The organism is Bacillus sp. TH50 (genome assembly GCF_016650565.1).
Taxonomy (GTDB): domain Bacteria; phylum Bacillota; class Bacilli; order Bacillales; family Bacillaceae_G; genus Bacillus_A; species Bacillus_A mycoides.
In genome coordinates this window covers 954945-975446 of record NZ_JAEKFM010000007.1, presented here as the reverse complement: position 1 = coordinate 975446, position 20502 = coordinate 954945, and the positions used below count along the sequence as shown (strand labels likewise).

At 33.8% G+C, this 20502-nt stretch carries 18 protein-coding genes; 7 read left to right on the top strand and 11 right to left on the bottom strand.

Going from position 1 to position 20502, the window contains the following annotated elements; genetic code table 11:
• Window positions 1-200: 200 nt before the first annotated feature.
• From JFU23_RS22055 to JFU23_RS22045, 3 genes are all read left to right on the top strand, one after another.
• Window positions 201-1706 (top strand): P-loop NTPase family protein, encoded by a 1506-nt coding sequence (locus JFU23_RS22055; RefSeq protein WP_201032709.1) that lies wholly within the window; start codon window positions 201-203, stop codon window positions 1704-1706.
• Window positions 1679-2158 (top strand): hypothetical protein, encoded by a 480-nt coding sequence (locus JFU23_RS22050; RefSeq protein ID WP_201032708.1) that lies wholly within the window; start codon window positions 1679-1681, stop codon window positions 2156-2158. Before JFU23_RS22055 ends, JFU23_RS22050 begins: the two co-directional genes overlap by 28 nt.
• A 232-nt stretch (window positions 2159-2390) precedes the next feature.
• Window positions 2391-3446, top strand: a complete 1056-nt coding sequence (locus JFU23_RS22045; RefSeq protein ID WP_097883094.1) for a hypothetical protein — start codon at window positions 2391-2393, stop codon at window positions 3444-3446.
• A 345-nt stretch (window positions 3447-3791) separates the two neighbouring features.
• Here the strand turns inward: JFU23_RS22045 and JFU23_RS22040 are convergent, their stop codons facing one another.
• Together JFU23_RS22040 and JFU23_RS22035 are read right to left on the bottom strand one after the other, a co-directional pair.
• Window positions 3792-4097: a DUF960 family protein gene (locus JFU23_RS22040; protein ID WP_097883097.1), complete on the bottom strand. Its 306-nt coding sequence runs from the start codon at window positions 4095-4097 to the stop codon at window positions 3792-3794.
• Between the two features lie 51 nt (window positions 4098-4148).
• On the bottom strand, window positions 4149-4655 hold the full coding sequence (locus JFU23_RS22035) for a JAB domain-containing protein (protein WP_201032707.1): 507 nt from the start codon (window positions 4653-4655) through the stop codon (window positions 4149-4151).
• Between the two features lie 588 nt (window positions 4656-5243).
• Here JFU23_RS22035 and JFU23_RS22030 point away from each other — a divergent pair.
• Window positions 5244-6890 (top strand): DUF262 domain-containing protein, encoded by a 1647-nt coding sequence (locus JFU23_RS22030; protein ID WP_201032706.1) that lies wholly within the window; start codon window positions 5244-5246, stop codon window positions 6888-6890.
• On the top strand, window positions 6887-9049 hold the full coding sequence (locus tag JFU23_RS22025; protein WP_201032705.1) for a DUF262 domain-containing protein: 2163 nt from the start codon (window positions 6887-6889) through the stop codon (window positions 9047-9049). The genes JFU23_RS22030 and JFU23_RS22025 overlap by 4 nt, the downstream gene beginning before the upstream one ends.
• A 779-nt stretch (window positions 9050-9828) precedes the next feature.
• Here the strand turns inward: JFU23_RS22025 and JFU23_RS22020 are convergent.
• From JFU23_RS22020 to JFU23_RS21980, 9 genes are all read right to left on the bottom strand, one after another.
• Window positions 9829-9966, bottom strand: a complete 138-nt coding sequence (locus JFU23_RS22020; protein WP_201032704.1) for a hypothetical protein — start codon at window positions 9964-9966, stop codon at window positions 9829-9831.
• Window positions 9948-10586, bottom strand: a complete 639-nt coding sequence (locus tag JFU23_RS22015; protein ID WP_201032703.1) for a hypothetical protein — start codon at window positions 10584-10586, stop codon at window positions 9948-9950. Before JFU23_RS22015 ends, JFU23_RS22020 begins: the two co-directional genes overlap by 19 nt.
• A gap of 942 nt (window positions 10587-11528) precedes the next feature.
• The gene (locus tag JFU23_RS22010; RefSeq protein WP_201032702.1) at window positions 11529-12770 is read right to left on the bottom strand and encodes an ABC transporter permease; all 1242 of its coding nucleotides are present in this window, start codon (window positions 12768-12770) and stop codon (window positions 11529-11531) included.
• Window positions 12763-13662 carry an ABC transporter ATP-binding protein gene (locus JFU23_RS22005; RefSeq protein ID WP_201032701.1) on the bottom strand — a complete coding sequence of 300 codons (900 nt, stop codon included), beginning with the start codon at window positions 13660-13662 and terminating at the stop codon, window positions 12763-12765. The genes JFU23_RS22010 and JFU23_RS22005 overlap by 8 nt, the downstream gene beginning before the upstream one ends.
• Before the next feature lie 32 nt (window positions 13663-13694).
• A complete protein-coding gene (locus JFU23_RS22000; RefSeq protein WP_043313409.1) occupies window positions 13695-13853 on the bottom strand; it encodes an SDR family oxidoreductase in 159 nt (52 codons plus the stop codon).
• Between the two features lie 253 nt (window positions 13854-14106).
• The gene (locus JFU23_RS21995) at window positions 14107-14469 is read right to left on the bottom strand and encodes a hypothetical protein (RefSeq protein WP_201032700.1); all 363 of its coding nucleotides are present in this window, start codon (window positions 14467-14469) and stop codon (window positions 14107-14109) included.
• A gap of 136 nt (window positions 14470-14605) precedes the next feature.
• A complete protein-coding gene (locus JFU23_RS21990) occupies window positions 14606-14788 on the bottom strand; it encodes a DUF3976 domain-containing protein (protein ID WP_002011459.1) in 183 nt (60 codons plus the stop codon).
• 28 nt (window positions 14789-14816) lie between these two features.
• Complete coding sequence (locus tag JFU23_RS21985; protein WP_201032699.1) at window positions 14817-15194, bottom strand: permease; 378 nt, start codon at window positions 15192-15194, stop codon at window positions 14817-14819.
• A complete protein-coding gene (locus JFU23_RS21980; protein WP_002188807.1) occupies window positions 15191-15406 on the bottom strand; it encodes a helix-turn-helix transcriptional regulator in 216 nt (71 codons plus the stop codon). Before JFU23_RS21980 ends, JFU23_RS21985 begins: the two co-directional genes overlap by 4 nt.
• A gap of 826 nt (window positions 15407-16232) precedes the next feature.
• On the opposite strand from JFU23_RS21980, the gene odhA reads away from it, so the two are divergent.
• Complete coding sequence (gene odhA / locus JFU23_RS21975) at window positions 16233-19100, top strand: 2-oxoglutarate dehydrogenase E1 component (RefSeq protein WP_002011454.1); 2868 nt, start codon at window positions 16233-16235, stop codon at window positions 19098-19100.
• Between the two features lie 129 nt (window positions 19101-19229).
• The gene (odhB, locus tag JFU23_RS21970) at window positions 19230-20486 is read left to right on the top strand and encodes a 2-oxoglutarate dehydrogenase complex dihydrolipoyllysine-residue succinyltransferase (protein ID WP_002168867.1); all 1257 of its coding nucleotides are present in this window, start codon (window positions 19230-19232) and stop codon (window positions 20484-20486) included.
• Window positions 20487-20502: the final 16 nt, after the last annotated feature.

Sequence of the window (20502 nt, the reverse complement as noted above, 5' to 3'; positions counted from 1 at the left end):
AATTCCAGCATTGTAATGTACGGCTAAAATATTTTAATTTACTATTACTCTATTGTTTATGGTTAATTATTTTTCATTATATTGTATCCTTCTTCTTTATTTTGTTTTATATTTTACATAATAAAATAAATGAAAATATGAAAAATAACATCTAAAAACTTCATATTTTCACATATTTTTGATGAGAGGAGATAATTTTAATGAATAAAAATCAATTAGAACTTTTAAAACTTCCTATTTACTTCCAAAAAATACTTACTGATAATGAATACGGAATAAACGAAGAAGGTGATTTACTCCTTACTAAAAATGAAAAACAAAATAAAGTTTGCAATTTTTTACCGATTTTAACGCAGATTATTTATAAAGAATCAAATGGTGTTTACGAAGAGTATAAGTATATTTTTGAAGGCGTTATAAAAGGAAGAGAAAGACTCCCGAGAATTGAAGTTTTTACGAAAGACCTAAACAATAAAAAATGGATAAAAAATTGGAATCCCTTCTGTAAGCTATATCCCAAAATACAAGAAAATTTCGAATTAATATTAGACTTTGTGTACCTCCTTTCAAAGGAAGTAAATAAGTCAATAGAATTTGATTCAATTGGCTGGAACGTCTATAACAATAAATGGGTATACCTATATTCGAATGGGTCGTATCCATCTATACTAGAAAATAATTTACAAGCCAAGACATCGGTACAAGGATTTGACCTATTAGCTAATCCGAATCTCTCCGAAGAAAAGGCATTCAAACACACCTTGGAAATGCTCGATCTATGTGACCCTAAACTTACTTACTCACTTTTATGTTTCCTGTTAACCTCATTGCTTACAACACCTTTGACTCAGACCAAAGATTTAAGTCCTAACTTTTCCCTCTGGATTTACGGCAGGTCAGGAACTGGGAAAACAAGTATAGCAGAGTTGTTTTCTAAAGTATTCGATAAAACAAATATGTTACGTGTTGATGCATTTAGAAATACTATGAAAAAAGCTAGTTTAGATTATAAAGATTGCGTATTAATCTTGGATGATTTTGGTACATCTAAAAATAAAAATGATGAAAACAATACAATGGCAAAGGTTGAAAATATGATTCGCTCTCTAAGTGATAAGTCCAATTCCTTAGATAATGAAGTGGTTCCCAAAGGGATGATACTGTTTACTGGTGAAAAGTTTATAGATATGAATGAAAAGAATCATTCAACCGCAGCAAGACTCATACGCGTTAAAATGGATAATATTTTCAATTCCACTGAAAATAATTTTGAAAAAGTACGGGTAGAAAAATTTACAGAGTACAAAAATGGTCTTTACTTGCAAACAAGTATAAAAAATTACTTACGATGGTTAGAGACTAAACTAAATAATAATTTATTGGATGATTATCATTACGATTTTATTAAATTGAAGAAAGAATTAGATGTAACTATACACGCTCGAGTAGTTGATAGTATCACTCACATGATTATAGCTTTTAATTTCTATATGACTTATGGAAAGGAAATGGGGTTTATTACACCAGAGCAGTATATAGAACACTGTAACAAAGCTCGAGAAATACTAATGACAGTATTAATAGAACAAAAAAAGGCTGTTCTTCCTCCTCTTGTTGAGCAATTTATAGATGTGCTAAAAAAATTACTGATAGAAAAAAGATTAAGGTTATTGAAACAGTGGATCTTATTTATGGATCCAAATTAAATAACGATAATAACATCTATGGTATATTGGACTTGAATAAAAACAGTTTAAAGCTTCAATGGGCTTCAGTACTACAATTTATGGATGATTATTTAAGCAGGCAGGAAAACTTTGTTCCTCTATTTAGTCATCAAGGCAAGACATTAGGAAAATTATTATCATCACTTGGTTATATTAAGTTTAAAACATATGAAAATACTAACAATGTAACAACACCATATCCAATAATTTCTGATAACAAGGAAGGCAGAAGTAGGGTAATCGATTTTTATGCAGATAAAATACCTGAAATTACGGATATTGTACAAGAATTGAATCCAAAATTGGATTTAGACGCGTTTACTACTGCTTACGATCAAGAAGTTAATGATGAAAGACATTCTAAGAAAAGAAAAAAGAAAAAGGAATTTACCTACATGAATCTTGGGGAAGAAACTACCTTTAAACGATAATCTTTGTAGCACATTCAGCAGCAAGTGGAAAATAAAATCATTCCATGATGAAGATAATCAAAAACACTATTGCTTTACATAAAAAATACAAAGATAGCTCTTAAGCCATCTTTGTATTTTTTAAAATTCTTAGTAACAGTACTTTGACTTAAATAATATACCCCCTCCGCTTACCATGTCTGTACAATACAGCATGCTGCGTTATTGGGGAAATTGAGTGAGGTATTGTTATATGATTGATATGATGTATGTAAGTTATAAACTGACGAAATCCGAGTATAATAACATCTTTAAACAATTGCAAGCTTATTTAAAAAAGTATAAAACCTCTCACCAACTTCGTAAGGATTCTTGGGATAAAGGTGCTTATATTTCTAACGCACTATCCAGATATGGATTTCAAGAAATCCGACTAAGAAGTAATAAGTGGGGATACAGATCCATTGAAATTAGATTACGCCCTCAATTATTGATTGATTCCAACGGTTATTATAGAGTGACGAAGTTATCAGAGTTTAAAACCGTTCAAACTAATTTTAATTATGTGCTTAAAGACATACTATCATTAAACGTCCCCGATTTCTTTGAATGGAAAGCAAAGAGAATTGAAGCAGCAATCGATTTGACTATTGATGAAAGCTTAATCCCTAAATATTTGTTCTTGTTCAAAAAAGGGAACATACCCGATTACTTTCTTGATAATAGACAGACTCAAAAGTATTGGAATTCTAAAACAAATGTGTACTTGATGTCTGCATATAAAGCGGTCAACTGGTATAACAGATACGAGACTCTACTACTTAAAGAACAGCAAAAAAATAAGAGTTTTTTAGATTTTTCAGAGACTAGGGGGATTTTACGCTTCGAGACCCAAGTCAGAGACAGCGATGAATTTGTCATTGATGTGTTGAATCAGCAGCGTTGCAAAAAGGAAATCATGAAGTTTTATAAGCTAATTGTAGGAAAAGGTGGCTATTACACATTGGAGAATGCTATAGAACTGGTAAATCAAAAAGTCGATGATGGACAAATACAAATGTCATTAAAAATGCTGTTAAGATTGATTAATAAATGTGGTAGTGTCGTTAAGGCAAAACACAGTTATATACAACGAAAGGATGTTCATAAGGCAGCAGATACATTTAGCAAACGGATTAACCTATTAAGAGAGTTAGGAATAAATCCAGTTACATTGCCGTCAGACTGGGAGATTTCCTATTTAGAGAACTTATATGACAAAATCGAGGGGAGCTTAGATGAAGAAGAGGAATCTTATATTTCAATCTAATCACTCCTCTCTAATAAAAAGACGATAGCATTCACGAATGAAATAAAAATCACTAGAAAAACAATCGTTATTTTAGTCCTTTCTACATACTCATTTTTTCGCTCTTTCGTGCTGCTATCGTCTACTATTTAATTATTGATTAAAAATTATATTTTTAGTGTTTTAAAATAAAATCTAATGTGAGACTTATTTTTTCACTTGTAATTACAGAAAATACATTTATAAAATGTATAATCACTTATCTTTCTTGCCAACTATGTGTAGAATAACTTTAATTACTTCAATTAAGACCTCACCAGTTTTAGAACTCATCCTTTTCACCTCTACTTTTAATGTTGTATCTTATCAGTAATCCGATAGTAAAAGCATCGTTGCATATTTTCCATTATCTATCATCCACACATTACAGTTAATCACCCCCTTAGAATTTAATTTAAATTTGTATTCTAATTGCAAAGGTGGAGACTCCTGTGTATTACAGACAAGTTGATGTTCATGATTTGATCGCAACTCAAATACTTGCAAGTAGTCCAATCGATCTTCAGCGGCTTTTCGACAATCAATAATAAGCCATAAAAACTGCTGTAATTCTAAAGGAATTATATTCTGTACCGCTTTTGTAGCATAACGTCCCTGATTTACATCAAACATGTATGTCATTTCTCCTTTTATTTAAATAACATGAACAAATTATATTTCTTCTTACATATGCCCTTTTTCTTTAAGTGAAATAAAACTCTCCTCACAAAAAATAAGATGGTCTAACACCTCTATACCTACAACTTTTCCTGCTTCAATGAGTCGTTTTGTAACTTCAAGATCTTCTCTACTTGGAGTAGGATCATTACTAGGATGATTATGCGCAACTATAATTGAAGCAGCATTTGAGATAATCGCTGGCTTCAGCACCTCCCTCGGATGTACAATACTAGAATTTAAACTACCAATATGACAAACGTTGATAGCAGTAGGCTGATTTTTAATATCAAGACAGAGTACAATAAAATACTCTCGATCAGCTCCATCTAGAAACTGCTTAAACAACAAACTTGCATCTTCTGGAGATTTAATTCTTCTTTCTTTGTAAAGAAGACTGCTCTCTTTTACCATTTTTAGTTTTACGATGTCGACTCGTTTTGCTGGTTGATTCGTACCAACAGATGGTTCTAGTACTCCTTGCTTTCCTGCTCTAATCTCACGATATATCACTTTTTACTCCTCCAATCATAAGAAAAGGGTTGCTCTTCATTTGAAAAGCAACCCTTCTTGTATTAATTCATATAAATAATATATATTTATTCGATTAGAGTTTACTTTTCCCAAGATACTAAATTCCTTTATTTTTTATGCATCCCTTTTCAGCACATATAATAAATGAATGAAAAAACACTCCATTCTCAGCATTAGAATAACAATACATCCAATTATTCAAACGTAATATATTACATTCGATATACTTCTACTTTCTTTAAAATACCGTGAAATGCCCAGATACAAGCACCATCATACAGCCACTTCCTCCTTGAAATCCATTATGAGGACTTAACTAAGTTGTGTCCTTATGACTATACTAGCCCCACTTTTCAGTATATTTATATGGTATAATTTGCATAAATTAATACCTACAACCAATGACTTTATCTCTCCAACATCTCCAGATAACTTACTAAAATAGTAAAATAGTAAAATATGCATTAGGAGGATATGGAGCTGGAAGTACAAAAATTGAGTAAGAAACTTGTTAGATTAATCAATTCTAGCTGGTAATCTATTTATAGGATGAAGGAGTGAAAGTACATGGAGCATATTGCTTTAAAATCTGTTAATGAGTTAATCGATGTCGAACATTATTATATACCGTCGTACCAGCGTGGATATCGTTGGACTGCTACACAAGTTAAGAACCTATTAGATGACTTGTATGAGTTTATGGGAAAAAGCTTTGGAAATTCAGAAGCCTTTTATTGCTTACAACCACTAGTTTTACGTAAACGTGAGGATGGCAGTTATGAAGTCATAGATGGACAGCAACGCCTAACAACAATTTCAATTTTATTAACGTTTCTAAAGGAAGATTCTTATGAGTTAGAGTATGCAACTCGTGGAAGTAGTGCTGAGTTTTTAAGAAGTATGGGGCAAGAAGAGTTGGAAGAAGAAGTTCATAACATTGACTTCCATTTTATGCGTGAGGCTTATATCACGGTAGAAGAGTGGTTCAAAAACATTCAAGTCAATCGCCAAACAGTCAAGAAAAAGTTTTCGATTATGCTCGGAGAACAGGTGAAGTTTATTTGGTACGAGGTTGACCCAAAAACAGAAGTACGTGAAATTTTCAGTCGATTAAATATTGGTAAAATCCCACTAACAAACGCGGAATTAATAAAAGCAAGACTGATGTTAGAACTGCCTTATAAAGATCGTGTGGAACTGGCAACACAATGGGATCATGTTGAAAGATTCCTGCAGCGTAGCTCGTTATGGTACTTTCTTGGTGTACAAAAACCATATGAAAATCGAATTGAATTTTTATTTGATATTATTGCAAATAACACATCGAATATCCAAGTCGATCCATATTACACATTTTATGTATTACAAGAACATGACACGAAACAAATCTGGCAAAACATTTTAGCAATAATGGCGATTTTTGAAGAATGGTTCAATGACCGTGAGCTTTACCATTACATAGGCTACCTAACAATCAAAGCTCCGATTACGAAGTATCTCGCTTTATACAACAATGACAAAGTATTGTCGAAGCGCCATTTTAAAGAAGTGCTTCGTCTAGAAATGATAGATAACATTGACATTGAACGTTTAGATGAGCTTGATTATCACAATCACTATGGGCAAATTAAACAAATTTTACTACTCTTTAATGTACTGACAATGCTCAATCAACAACAATCCAATAGTCTGTTCCCGTTTGATAAATATCACCAAATGGATTGGAGTCTAGAGCATATCCATGCAAGAAATACAGAGGGGCTACGAACAAAAGCACAATGGGCGGCGTGGATTGTTGATGCGACTCAGTATTTAGAAAAATACGAGACTTATCAGAAAATAGTTGAGCAACTGAAAGAAGCGGATGTAGAAAAGTTAACAGAGAGTCAATTCGAACAATTATCAATAATAGTACTTGAACAACTCAAAGGCGAACTGGTTTACGAAAGTGATGGTATAGAAAATTTAGTGTTGCTTGATCAAGCGACAAATATTCGCCTAAGTAATCACTTCTACCCTATAAAATATAAACGTCTCATTGCATATGACCAAGAAGGTGGCTTTATACCACTCGCTACACGCAATACTTTTATGAAATATTACAGTGAAGAGGTCGACAATTTTGAAGTTTGGACACAACGAGACCGAGAGGATTACTTAAACGCGATTAAAACGACACTGACGCAGTTTATTGGAAAGGTGGCAACTGTATGAGAACTACATTCATGCAACTATTAAAAAATTACCAAATTAGCATTCCAATGATTCAGCGTGATTACGCGCAAGGAAGACTAGATCCAAAAGCTCAAGCCGTTCGCCATCAACTTGTGCCATCATTGAAAAAGGCATTACAAGGAGAGTCTCTCGACTTTGACTTTATATATGGTACGATCGAGCAACAAGGAGAAGAAATGGTACTACTACCGCTCGATGGACAACAGCGTTTAACGACTTTATGTTTACTACATTGGTATTTAAATATGAAGGAAGAGGGAAATTTAGGCGAGCTTCTGCAACGCTTCTCATATGAAACACGCCTTACAACAAAAGATTTTCTCGATCATTTATTTAAAAGCAACTTTACGTTAGATGACTTTTCAGAAGAACCTTTATCCGATGTTATTCGCAATGAGAAATGGTTCCGTCATCAATGGAAATTTGATCCTAATATTAAAGGGATGCTAGAGATGCTTGATGCGATTCATGCTGAATTGCAGTCACTTTCTCAAGAAGTTTTACACTTGCTTACAAGCGAAGACTGCCCAATTACATTCTCATTTATGGATCTCGATCAGTTCGAATTAGGCGAAGAATTATACATTAAAATGAATGCACGTGGGCGGGCACTATCGTCGTTTGAAAACTTTAAAGCACAATTTGAACAACTTCTTGATTCACTTGGATATCATAAGGAGATGAAAGCTTTCTCATTTAAACTCGATCAGGAATGGACAGATTTATTATGGTCGCATTTAGGAACAGCGAAAACGCTTGATCGTCCGTTTTTAAATATTTTTGCATTTATTTCATCTGCATTACAAGTGAAGAAAAAGGTGACTTCCAATGTGTTTGTGAATAAGCGTTATACAGAGATAGAGGTACTGCGTGAGATTTATAAAGAAAACGAAGCGGTACAGTATTTATTTGCTGTACTAGAAGTATGGTGTAACGTTAATGATAAAAATGAATTATTTTCTAAAATTGTACAAAAAACACCTCTATTCATTGCAGAGCCTAATTTATTTAAAACTGTAATTGAAAATGGAAATATTACGCTTCCAGAACGTATTTATTTCTATACAGTTACACAAGCCCTTCTGCACGATAAAAAAGAGGAGTTGCCATCACTGTTACGCATTATTCGTAATCTTGTACAACGTATTCGTCAAGAGAAGCAAGGCAAATATATATCAAATTTACGTTATGATAGTATCGGTGATATTTTTAGAGCAATTGACCTGTTTATTAAAAGCAACGATGATCCATATAAAACATTGGCTACAATTGAAAAGCTCCCTGGCTTTACACGCGATAGTGTGGAGCAGGAACGTTTTAAAGCCAAGCTACTTGACCAACAGCCAAATTTAAAGGATGCATTATTTAAGTTAGAAGATCTTTCCGAGCTTGCAGGGAATCTTTCCGCACTTCGAGATGCTTTTGAAAAATATGGCGAAGACTTAGTTCCTTTAGTTAGACACATGATAACGCTCGATCAAGGATTAGTAGCACGTGCATTACTTACTTGTGAAGATTATAAGCATCAACTTGGCTCGTCATCACTTGGAGATTTTTTAAATTGTGAGCGATACTTATACGGCGGAAACACTCGAAAAGCGTTTTTATGGACAACACCAAAACTTCAAAAAGTTTGGAGTGAATTTTTCGACAACTATTTTGCAGTAAAAAAATCATCGGTAAAAGAGACGCTCCAATATATAATTGATACAAAAAATTCATGGAACAAAACACATTATGCTTACTATTTTGTAAAGTATCCTATTATATTTAGCGGCCAGCATTTTACTTTTGTGTTTGAATATGAGAAAGAATTGCTTATTGAAAAGATTAATGGTAAAACGGCCCGTTCTTTACATATAAACCCAATTTATGAAGCTGTTATTAATGAAATTCCATATCTTTGTCATAGAAATATGAGCATTGCGAAATCAGCTGACCGTAGTATACTTTTCACAAAATCAGAAAAATCATTATGGCTAGAGAAAGGTAACTGGACAACTAGTGATAAACTTATACCTTTACTTGATGAATATAAAGCACAGCTCCCAAATGATTTAGACCTTGTCGAACAAGGAGTGCAACTTGTACAGATGTTACAGCAAAAAAATATAAAAGTTACGAATATAAATTCATAATTTAAAAAAACGTTGTTAAAAGCAATAGTATTCAATTAAACAGGCTAATAACTTGCCAATATCTATAAATAAACAGTTTAATATCCTCATGATATACTAAAAATGTACATGTTACGAATGGGTGCTATAATATGAAAAAACTCGCTGATTGCCAGCGAGTTTTTGTGTTTTTATACCAATATATATATATCAAAACGATGGTCATTTAGAAAATAAATTTCAGAAAAGTACTTAGAAATGGATCTGGTTCATCTAGCATTGATTCAATTTTAGAGAATATCTCTTCTACTTCCTCTTTTGTTTTAAATTTATGATAAACAGCAGCAAAATCAAATTTGGTTAAAGGATTTCCAGATCAATAGGGCACAATACCTGATTTTATCTTACACATTCTATTTTTAAGAGTTTTAATTGCCCTATAGTTAACCAGTCTATCAAGAATTAATTCATACTTATTATAGACATAGCTTATCATTTCTATTTCATGGGAATATGCAAGTTTCATGTATTGTTCCAATGATTGATACTTTTCATTGAATAACTCTATCTTTTCTCTTAATCTCCACATTTTCCAAGCTAATTTATCGTAAATTTTGGATCCTACACTCTCACTTTCTTTCCACCAAACATTTTCCCCTAATAACTATCTTTCTGTCCCTCCAAAAATAGTACTTAGAACAATTTTATTATATAAACGAGTTATATTTATGAGATTCACAAAGGAAAAATTAAGAAAAAGTATTCGTCCTCTTTTTAATGAATGCTCTCTATTGAAATACTTATCTTCTTCGCTCTGTTAATCTAATTATATAAGCATTTATACTTTCAATTATTTCATTAATATTTAAACCAATCCCACAGATATTCGGCTTCAGTTCAAGCCATTTAGCTTTTTCCGCTAACTGAGAGGATAGCATATGTTTCCCCCCTTATCTAAAATTCGTATGTTTTCTAATTTCTCTATTGCAAAACTAGTATTAATGGAAGATACATAATGCACTTTTGATTCATCAGTATCTATAAGGGACATTGTTCCTATTACTTCAAATGAAAAGCTACCTCTGTTTGACCTTAACTCCATTTCTATCATCTGCGTATCATATTCTTCATCCCAAAACACTGAATACCTAAATTCTCGTTTTTCGCTCATAATTTCCGTTGAATTATCGTATGGGTCAACTACCTTTAAATCTCTTAAACGCCAACGAGGAGGCAACAAAAAATTCCATAAGCCACCGTTACCTCGATTAGATGGTCCTAGTGGCAAGTTTTTATGATTAAATTGAAATCTAACAATATTTGAAGATGAGGTCTGAGTGAAAGTACGTAATTGAGTTTCTATTTTTCTTATTTGACATTGGTCTGAATTATATATCATTGTTCCACCAACTGAAAAATTCGGGCTGCGTCTAAGCCTTTGTGCGTTTGATAAAGATTCTACTATTACATGAGAGTTTAAATCCTTTGGTGTAATATTAAAGTTAGTGAGTTTACCATCTACATTTAAATAATCAATTATCGCAACTTCTAAATACATCTAAACCTCTCCTTCAGAAACCAGTTTTTGCAAATTTCAAAAACTACATTTACTTATGATACAACTCACCATATTTTAACACAACCATTTCTTTAAATTTATAAGAAGCTACGTAAAAAATGGTCAAGATTCTGGTCAAGAAATTTCATTTTTCTACGTTACAGGATTTGCATCCAGAAACATAGAATATTCTATAAAACCTTGATACACCTAGCTTTACGCTCGATATTCCCGAAACGTAAAACATACGTTTCTTATCTTGACAGGGTGGAGGTCGCTGGTTCGAGGCCAGTCGGGATCATATGAGAACCCCTTGATAGTCACGGGGCTTTCTTTATGTAGCAAATCAATATATTATTTTTATAATAATTTTTTATATACTGTTCAAGATTTGATCAATATCTCCCTTTTGGTTAACGATTAATTTTTCATATGAAAATAAACTTATGATTTTAAATCTCTTATTAGATTTGAGTCAATATTTTAGACAAAAAAGCTCAATCTAAGCTAGCTTTATTTTATTTGATTTACTGCTATTTGTAATATCGTTCACCGTGATATAGCAAAGTGCGATTCTAAACTTGTAATAATCAACATGTCTTCAAAAAGCAATAAATATATCCACTTCTTTCAACTTATATTTCGATTGAAACATTGCGTAAGATTCTGTGAAACTTCCAGTTCATCAATCGCTAATATTATATTTATACCATTTCCCCTACTTCTTTTCCTCAATTTTTGAGAAAGATATAAATTATATCACCCATAGCTCTGCGTTGTTCACCAGAACTCAATTCTTCACTCTCTTCTTGGGAGCTTTTTAAAGTTTTCTTTAAAAAATAGCCTAATACAATAATTTATATATAAAAATTATTGTAACAACAAAAAACTACATAGATTAACCATGTAGTTCTTTGTTGTTGTAAAATGAATGGGCCAATCTTATTTTTTCCCTAACTTGATTGCCTTTTTTATATTACTGAATGCACCTTTACCATATAATAATACGCCACCGCGGTAAACACGACTCGTTAAACCAATCATCATACATATTGTTGCTAATAGAATCGCTAATGCAAGCGCAATCTCCCATACTGGGATATTGAGGAATCCAATTCGTACGAGCATAACAATAGGAGTAAAGAAAGGTATATAGCTAGTAATGGTAACAACCGTGCTGCTTGGATTTGACATTCCATAAAGTGCGATATACAAAGCAGCAATTAACATAAATGTCAGCGGCATAACAGCTTGAGAAGATTCCTCTATACGACTAATAACAGAGCCGAGTAGACAAGATAATGAGCCATATAATAAGAATCCTAATGTGAAGAATAGAATCCCATAAAACACTAGAGTAGGAGCAACAGAATTTAAATCAATACTATTTAAAACATCATTTTTCGATTCATTAATTGCTGTTTTATACCCTACAGTTGCGACCAAGCCCCAAATTATTATTTGTGTAATACCTGCCAATAATGTTGAGAAGAGCTTCGCATATAAATGTTTTGTAGGCGAAATACTTGAAACAACTAACTCCATGACACGAGAAGATTTTTCTGTTGCAACATCTGTAGCTAATTGTGCAGCATACATTAATATCATTACATAATTTAGCATGATAAAGGTATTAATTAAAATTCCTACACCCTCTGTATGTTCTCCATCTTTAACCTTATCTGAAACAGTTTTGGTTTGTATTTCTACTGGCGTTGTTAACACCTTTAATTCATCTTGTGATAGATTTAATTGCTGCGCGAAATTAGAAGATTGTATTTGAGATAAAATCGTTTGAACCTTACTAACATCTTGCTGATTTGTATCTGTCTCAGTTATATACGTAGCCTTTAGTTGCTTATTATCCAATTCCTCTACAACGATTGCATATGTATAATCACCATCTTTAACACCTGATTCTGCTTTTTGTTTATCCGTACTATGTTTAACATGTATCTTACTATCGACATTTTTAAACACTTGTTGAATTTTTGTATATAATTCTTCTTTTTCTGTAACGACGACAACTTGCTCTTCCTCGTTACCTACAAAATAGTTATAAATTTTTTCAAAATTCATCATTCCTATAATTAACATAGAAATCATGATTGTAATAACAATATATGATGTAGCTTTTACCTTAGATTTATAGTTTTGTAAAAAAATCGTCCAGAAACTATTCATGCTGTGCACCTACTTTCTCAATAAAGATGTCATTTAATGTAGGCTCTTCTACTGCAAACTTTTTAACATACCCTAACTTCGTTATTTCTTTAAATAAAATATGCGAAACTTCTTCATATGAAATTTTAAGAGTAACTGCATTCTTACGTTTCTTCATACTTTCTACACCTTTTATTTCTTTCAAATGGTCAAAGTCATGATCGCCAACGATTACAACATTCTTTTTACCAAAATCACTTTTAATTTTTGCAATGTCTCCCTGAACAACAGGTACTCCTTTGTGCATGATACAAATGTGTTGACATAACTCTTCCACATGTTCCATACGATGTGAACTAAAAAGAATGGACGACCCTTGTTTTTGCATATCAAGAACGGCTTCTTTTAACATTTCAACATTTACTGGGTCTAAACCACTAAATGGTTCATCTAAAATTAAGAGTTCAGGCTTATGTATAATCGCTGTTATCAGCTGAATTTTTTGCTGATTCCCTTTTGAAAGTTCTCCTACTTTTTTGTTCAGATTCTCAGTTATATTAAAACGCTCCAGCCAATAGTGAAGTTCTTTTTCTGCATCTTTACTTTTCATGTTCTTTAGTTTTGCAAAAAAGTTAACTTGTTCTTTGACAGTCATTTTCGCATAAAGCCCACGTTCTTCGGGTAAATACCCAATCTTATCCGTTACATCATAATTTATAGGCTTACCATTCCATGAAATGGTTCCGCTTGATTTCGATAAAAGGCCAAGTATCATTCGAAATGTAGTCGTTTTACCTGCTCCATTCCCGCCCAAGAATCCAAATATTTCACCTTTTGGTATCTCGATATTCAAATTATTCACTGCAACATGCTCGTCAAATTTCTTTGTTAAATCTTTAATTAGTAAACTCATTATCCACACCCTTAATTCCCAAGATGATTTATTTATACAATTGTATATCCATAGTCAACAACAATATTTTGCCCTCTGATGGCATCACTTTTATCAGACATTGAAAATAAGATGACGTTTGTAACATCTGAACTTCTAACAATTTCCCTATATGGTATTTTTTTCAACAACTTATTTCCTTCAAAAATCATTCATTACCAACAAATGTTATATTTTTCATTATAAGGTTAGCATAAGATTTAGAATAACCAATATGCAATTTTGAATATTTTAATATTTTTATAAGGTATTTCTTTGAAAAAATTTTCGTTATGTACTTTAAAACAACTTATAGGCACATTTAAGCTGCTCAATAGATAAATCATTCGTTTCTATTTTTTCAAACGTTCCTGCTTTCCATTTCATAACGTCACTACTCTCTATTAAAAATTTGTTTCTTCATTATTATAGTACTTGCTTTAACATCGGCCTTACTACTCTACATTTTTCACTCTTAGGTTCTTTTACGAGTATAGGCGGCCTTTCATCCTCTTCTTCTAAAATCATTTCAAATACTTCTGTTTTTTCTTGTAATATGTTGGATTCACTATCTTTAGTAGGCTGTTTGCTCGTTTCAATTTTCTTTGTTACTTCACCAAGTCTTTGTCCGATTTCTTCTGCTTTGGCAGGTTCATTCGTAACGTAGTATTCCTGGCCCTCCCATACTAACATAGGTGGCACTTGTTCTCGTTTGTTACATATTATATAAGTAATACTAGCTATAAGTAGTAGACATGTTAATAAGAAGAAGATAGTTTTTTTGTTCATATACTATTCTCCTTATCTATCATTTTATTGGATTATATAATAGGAAATATAGTCACTAAATAGTTTTTATGGTATTTTTTAGTATTAATTTCAAATAGAAAAACCTTACTATAAAGTAAGGTTCCGTTTTTAAATTCTATAATGTTTTATTAATTAGAACGATCATTACGATAATCGCTATAAACATAACAACTAAACAGCCGATCATTTTATAAAATCCTCGTTTCGTTAACGTTCCGCCTTGAACGTCTTTACGAATAAATAAGAATACCGCTAAAAATAATACAAGCCCCATGCCAAAAGCATACATCATTTGCATATGTTAATCTTCCTTTCTCTTTTACATCTTAATATCTTTTCGATAAAACAACAAACGATATAAAAACTGTACTCATCGTAAGTGCCATTAATATATTCAATAGTTCAACCGAAGATAGCGTAATTACTTTTAAGTTTAAGCCAATAGAGAAAAGAAGATAGTATGCCGTTAGTGCAAAAAAGCTGAAGAACATTCCTTTATAACGAATAAGTTTCATTCGCTCATCTTTTTCTTTAAATTGCGGGTGCAAGTAGCTTAGGCAAAAACACATGATCATCATTGCAAGTACTGTATAGGTTGGAATTGGCGGTGCAGAATGAGTCATTATACCTGCTAATATCATAGTTCCGCTCATAATTAAAAAGATAATCCCCATAATTACAAAGTACTTTTGTGAATAATTCATCCTTTCTCCCCCTCTTCTTTTCCTTCATAAATAAATACATGTTCTATCGTTGTCTGAAATGTTTTTGCTATTTCAAATGCTAATGGAAGTGATGGATCGTATTTCCCTTTTTCAATTGAAATGATGGTTTGTCTGGAAACCCCAAGTTTCTCAGCCAATTTTTCTTGAGATAGTCCAAGTTTTTTTCGGTATTCGACCATTTTATTTTCCAAGGAAATTTCTCCCTCCTCCCTTATACCGAGTATATATGTAAAGGAAACTTTACGTCAAGTTTCCTTTACATTCATTTCGCTTATTTTTCATTCTATTTATATAGAAGAAACTTTTTCAAATTCAGCACGTCTATTTTGAAATGAAACATGGAACAATGTATATAGCCGTTACTATATCTCCTCTCCGTTTTTATGAAAATTTAATATCTCCATATTTGTTTTATCCTTTTAAAATGTTTCATTCTGCTCTTTATCGGGTGAAATGCGCTATTGTTTTTACGTTGTTTTTCGCCATATTTATAGAAACTAACGGTTTATGAAGCATTTTTTATGTATAGCCACTTTTTTTGTAGAAATCCTTCATTTTCCTTTCGATATTTAACACTATCGAGATAAAGTTTATGGTAAATTCATAATTTTTTATTTTTTATACTATATTCCGTTATATTGTTGTATAATATCAATGAAAGCGCTTATTATTCCAATATACATAATTCGAACTAAATTTTATCGAAACATTCTGATAGTTATACTTATATTTAAATGCAACAATTATAGGTATTAATGTAGGTATACCAAATATATCCACCCCGTTTTCCCGTGAAATTACTTTATAACATGAAAGATTAACTTGGGTGATAAGTTATTGTGAATGTTTTTTTACAAAACAGATAAGTAATAGTGTTTGGTATTATGTAAATTATTGTAATAACATAAGAGTAAAGAAAAACATTTACATTGATTATTGGTTCATCAATTATTGAAAAGAGCAAAATGCACCTTTTTGTATGGAAAAAGGATTATATGCATTGGGAGGTTTAAACAAATGACGAGGAAGAATACAACGACAAACCCTTGGGCCAAGTTCCATGGTCCGAACCTTGGTTATGTTATTGAACAGTATGATCTTTACGTAACTGGAGCAGGTTCTGTTGATCCGGAATTACAAGAGCTTTTTGAAATTTTTGGAGCTCCTTCGTTTCAAGATGATGTCGTAACAGGGGACAACACAGCAACACATTTTTCTCCTCAAAACACAGGGAACATTGAAAAGATTCTTAAAGTCGTTCAACTTGTTGAACAGATTCGTTCTTTCGGGCATACATTGGCTCACATTAATCCGATGGAAGATGCTGCAAACGGACAATCTCTTATCGAGAAAACAATGAACGAACTGAGCGATGCTGACTTGAAAGCGATTCCAGCAAAAACAGTATGGCAAGATGCACCAGAGGGTATTCACACTGCACTTGATGTAATTCATAGATTAAAAGACGTTTATACAAAATCTTTAGCTTATGAATTCTCACATATACAAGATAGTGAAGAACGCGCGTGGTTGCATCAAATGGTGGAATCAAATTCATTGCGTCAACCATTATCAAATAAAAAACGAACTGCTCTTTTAAAACGTTTAACTGCTGTTGAAGGTTTCGAGCAATTCTTGCATAAAACATTCGTTGGTCAAAAACGTTTCTCAATAGAGGGCGTTGATATGCTTGTACCTGTACTAGATGAAATTGTTTCAGAAGGTGCTAAAGGCGGCGTTGAAGATGTCATGATTGGTATGGCTCACCGTGGTCGTCTAAGCGTACTCGCTCACGTATTAGAAAAGCCATATAATCACATGTTTGCAGAATTCAAACATGCAAAAATAGAAGGTGCAGTGGCAAATGCTGGCTGGACTGGCGACGTGAAATACCATTTAGGTAGAGAACAAGTCGTTGGTAATGAAGAGGTTAGCACTCGTGTTACATTAGCTAATAATCCGAGTCATCTTGAGTTCGTTAACCCTGTTGTTGAAGGTTTCGCACGCGCAGCTCAAGAGAATCGTAAAAAATCTGGTCTTCCAGAACAAGATACTACAAAATCATTCGTAATTTTAGTTCATGGTGATGCTGCATTCCCTGGTCAAGGTGTTGTGTCTGAGACACTCAACTTAAGTAGATTGAATGCATACCAAACTGGCGGAACTATTCATGTTATCGCAAATAATGCAGTCGGCTTTACGACTGATAGCTATGATTCTCGTTCTACTAAATATTCAAGCGACCTTGCAAAAGGTTTCGATATTCCGATTGTTCACGTGAATGCTGATGATCCGGAAGCTTGTCTTGCTGCTGCAAACCTTGCGATCCAATATCGTACGCTGTTCAAAAAGGACTTCTTAATCGATTTAATCGGTTACCGCCGATATGGTCATAACGAAATGGATGATCCAGCAGTTACGCAACCACAAGTGTACAAAAAAATTAAAAATCACCCAACTGTAAGAGCAATTTATGCAGATCAATTACAATCTGCTGGCGTTCTGAATGCAGATGAGGTTGAAACAATTACTCAGTTTATACAAGAAGAATTAAAGGCTGAATACGCACAAGTGCCACCAGCTGATACGAGTGCTGCAACAATTCACGTTAAAGTTCCAGAAGTTGTTGCAAAAGGAATCCAGCCGATTGACACTGGTGTTTCAATTGAATCACTTCGTGCAATTAATGAAGGACTATTATCTTGGCCTGAAGGCTTTAACGTATATCCAAAAGTGAAGAAAATTCTTGAGCGCCGTAAAGATGCTCTTGAAGAGAACGGTAAAATTGAATGGGCACTTGCTGAATCGTTAGCATTCGCTTCTATTTTGCAAGAAGGTACGCCAATTCGTTTAACTGGTCAAGATTCACAGCGTGGTACATTCGCGCACCGTCATATCGTATTACACGATACTGATACAAACGAAACATATTCACCATTACACCGTTTACCGAACATTAACGCATCATTCTCTGTTCATAACAGTCCGTTATCAGAAGCTGCTGTTGTTGGTTACGAATATGGTTACAACGTATTTGCTCCAGAAACTCTTGTGATGTGGGAAGCTCAATACGGTGACTTCTCAAATACTGCGCAAGCATTATTTGATCAATATGTTTCAGCAGGAAGAGCAAAATGGGGTCAAAAATCTGGTTTAGTTCTTCTATTACCACACGGTTATGAAGGTCAAGGGCCAGAACACTCTAGTGCACGTCCAGAGCGTTTCTTACAATTAGCTGCTGAGAACAACTGGACAGTTGCAAACTTAACGAGCGCGGCACAATACTTCCATATTTTACGTCGTCAAGCATCTATCTTAGGAACAGAAGCTGTTCGACCGTTAGTGCTTATGACACCAAAGAGTTTATTACGTCATCCACTTACGCTTTCAACTGCTAGTCAGTTAAGCGAAGGACGTTTCCAACCTGCTTTAGAACAAGAAAACCTTGGTGCGAAACCAAACAAAGTAAAACGTCTTGTTTTAAGTACAGGTAAAATGGCAATTGACTTAGCAGCAGAAATCGAAAGTGGTAAGCATGAGTACAGCCTAGATGAAGTTCATATGGTTCGTATCGAGCAGTTGTACCCATTCCCTGCTGAAAAAGTTCAATCTATTATTAAACGCTTTAAAAACTTAGAAGAAATCATTTGGGTTCAAGAAGAACCTCGTAATATGGGCGCATGGCATTACATGGCTCCAATTCTATTCGAACTAGCTGGGGATAAAGTGAAAACAGGTTACATTGGACGCCCGGATCGTTCTAGCCCATCTGGTGGCGATCCATTCGCTCACAAAGCTGAGCAAGAATTAATCGTTGCACACGCTTTAGATGTGAAGTACAACTTCCGTCAAGATAAACAAGAAATTGAAGTTTTCAGCAACTGAAAGTAACAATGAGTTTTTCAGGCTTGGCTGTGGCAGATAGTCTGCCACAGCCAGGCTAACAAATGGAGATTACCGAAGATTAAAGAAGATAAAACACACCGTTAGGCAAATAAGGGGAGGACATTTAAAATGATCGAAATTAAAGTACCTGAGCTTGCAGAATCTATTTCAGAAGGAACTATTTCACAATGGCTTATCAACGTAGGCGACAAAGTTGAGAAAGGTGGCAGCGTTGTTGAGCTTGAGACTGACAAAGTCAATGTAGAAATCATTGCAGAGGATTCAGGTATTGTATCGAAGTTACTAGGCGAACCTGGAGATACAGTTGAAGTTGGCGCTACTATCGCAATTTTAGATGCAAACGGCGCAGCGGTTGAAGTAAGCACACCAGCTCCGGCTAATGAGCAACCAAAACAAGAAACTACTGAAGCACCGAAAGCAGCAGCTCCAAGTGCTGAACAAAATAAAGCGTTGCAAGGTTTACCAAATACAAATCGTCCTATCGCATCACCAGCTGCTCGCAAAATGGCTCGTGAATTAGGAATCGATTTAAACGAAGTACGTAGCACAGATCCACTTGGACGTGTGAGACCACATGACGTACAAGCTCACGCTGCAGCGCCAAAAGAAGCACCAGCTGCTCCAAAACAAAGTCCGGCTCCAGTTGCAAAAACTGAATTTGAAAAACCAGTTGAGCGTGTGAAAATGTCCCGCCGCCGTCAAACAATTGCAAAACGTCTTGTAGAAGTTCAACAAACATCTGCAATGTTAACTACATTTAACGAAGTTGATATGAGTGCAATCATGGAATTACGTAAAGAACGCAAAGATGCTTTCGAGAAAAAACATGATGTACGTCTTGGCTTTATGTCATTCTTCACAAAAGCAGTTGTTGCAGCATTAAAACAGTTCCCATTATTAAATGCTGAAATTCAAGGCGATGAGCTTATCATTAAAAAATTCTATGATATCGGTATTGCAGTAGCAGCTCCAGATGGATTAGTTGTTCCAGTTGTACGCGATGCTAACCAATTGAACTTCGCTGAAATTGAAAGCGAGATTCGTAATTTAGGTCTGAAAGCACGCGATAATAAACTTTCATTAAAAGAGCTACAAGGTGGTACATTTACAATTACAAATGGTGGTGTGTTCGGTTCTCTAATGTCGACACCAATCCTAAATAGTCCACAAGTAGGTATTCTAGGGATGCATAAAATCCAAGTACGTCCAGTTGCAATTGATGCTGAGCGTATGGAAAACCGTCCAATGATGTACCTTGCACTATCTTACGATCACCGTATTGTTGATGGTAAAGAAGCAGTTAGCTTCCTTGTTGCTGTTAAAGATATGCTTGAAGATCCAAAATCATTATTATTAGAAGGTTGATAGATTATTAATCTAT

Bases quoted from the DNA above. Each gene is read 5' to 3' on its own strand.
- JFU23_RS22055 (WP_201032709.1), top strand. From the start codon at position 201: ATGAATAAAAATCAATTAGAACTTTTAAAACTTCCTATTTACTTCCAA.
- JFU23_RS22045 (WP_097883094.1), top strand. From the start codon at position 2,391: ATGATTGATATGATGTATGTAAGTTATAAACTGACGAAATCCGAGTAT.
- JFU23_RS22040 (WP_097883097.1), bottom strand. From the start codon at position 4,097: ATGTTTGATGTAAATCAGGGACGTTATGCTACAAAAGCGGTACAGAAT.
- JFU23_RS22030 (WP_201032706.1), top strand. From the start codon at position 5,244: ATGGAGCATATTGCTTTAAAATCTGTTAATGAGTTAATCGATGTCGAA.
- JFU23_RS22025 (WP_201032705.1), top strand. From the start codon at position 6,887: ATGAGAACTACATTCATGCAACTATTAAAAAATTACCAAATTAGCATT.
- JFU23_RS22020 (WP_201032704.1), bottom strand. From the start codon at position 9,966: ATGCTATCCTCTCAGTTAGCGGAAAAAGCTAAATGGCTTGAACTGAAG.
- JFU23_RS22015 (WP_201032703.1), bottom strand. From the start codon at position 10,586: ATGTATTTAGAAGTTGCGATAATTGATTATTTAAATGTAGATGGTAAA.
- JFU23_RS22010 (WP_201032702.1), bottom strand. From the start codon at position 12,770: ATGAATAGTTTCTGGACGATTTTTTTACAAAACTATAAATCTAAGGTA.
- JFU23_RS22005 (WP_201032701.1), bottom strand. From the start codon at position 13,662: ATGAGTTTACTAATTAAAGATTTAACAAAGAAATTTGACGAGCATGTT.
- JFU23_RS22000 (WP_043313409.1), bottom strand. From the start codon at position 13,853: ATGATTTTTGAAGGAAATAAGTTGTTGAAAAAAATACCATATAGGGAA.
- JFU23_RS21995 (WP_201032700.1), bottom strand. From the start codon at position 14,469: ATGAACAAAAAAACTATCTTCTTCTTATTAACATGTCTACTACTTATA.
- JFU23_RS21990 (WP_002011459.1), bottom strand. From the start codon at position 14,788: ATGCAAATGATGTATGCTTTTGGCATGGGGCTTGTATTATTTTTAGCG.
- JFU23_RS21985 (WP_201032699.1), bottom strand. From the start codon at position 15,194: ATGAATTATTCACAAAAGTACTTTGTAATTATGGGGATTATCTTTTTA.
- odhA (WP_002011454.1), top strand. From the start codon at position 16,233: ATGACGAGGAAGAATACAACGACAAACCCTTGGGCCAAGTTCCATGGT.
- odhB (WP_002168867.1), top strand. From the start codon at position 19,230: ATGATCGAAATTAAAGTACCTGAGCTTGCAGAATCTATTTCAGAAGGA.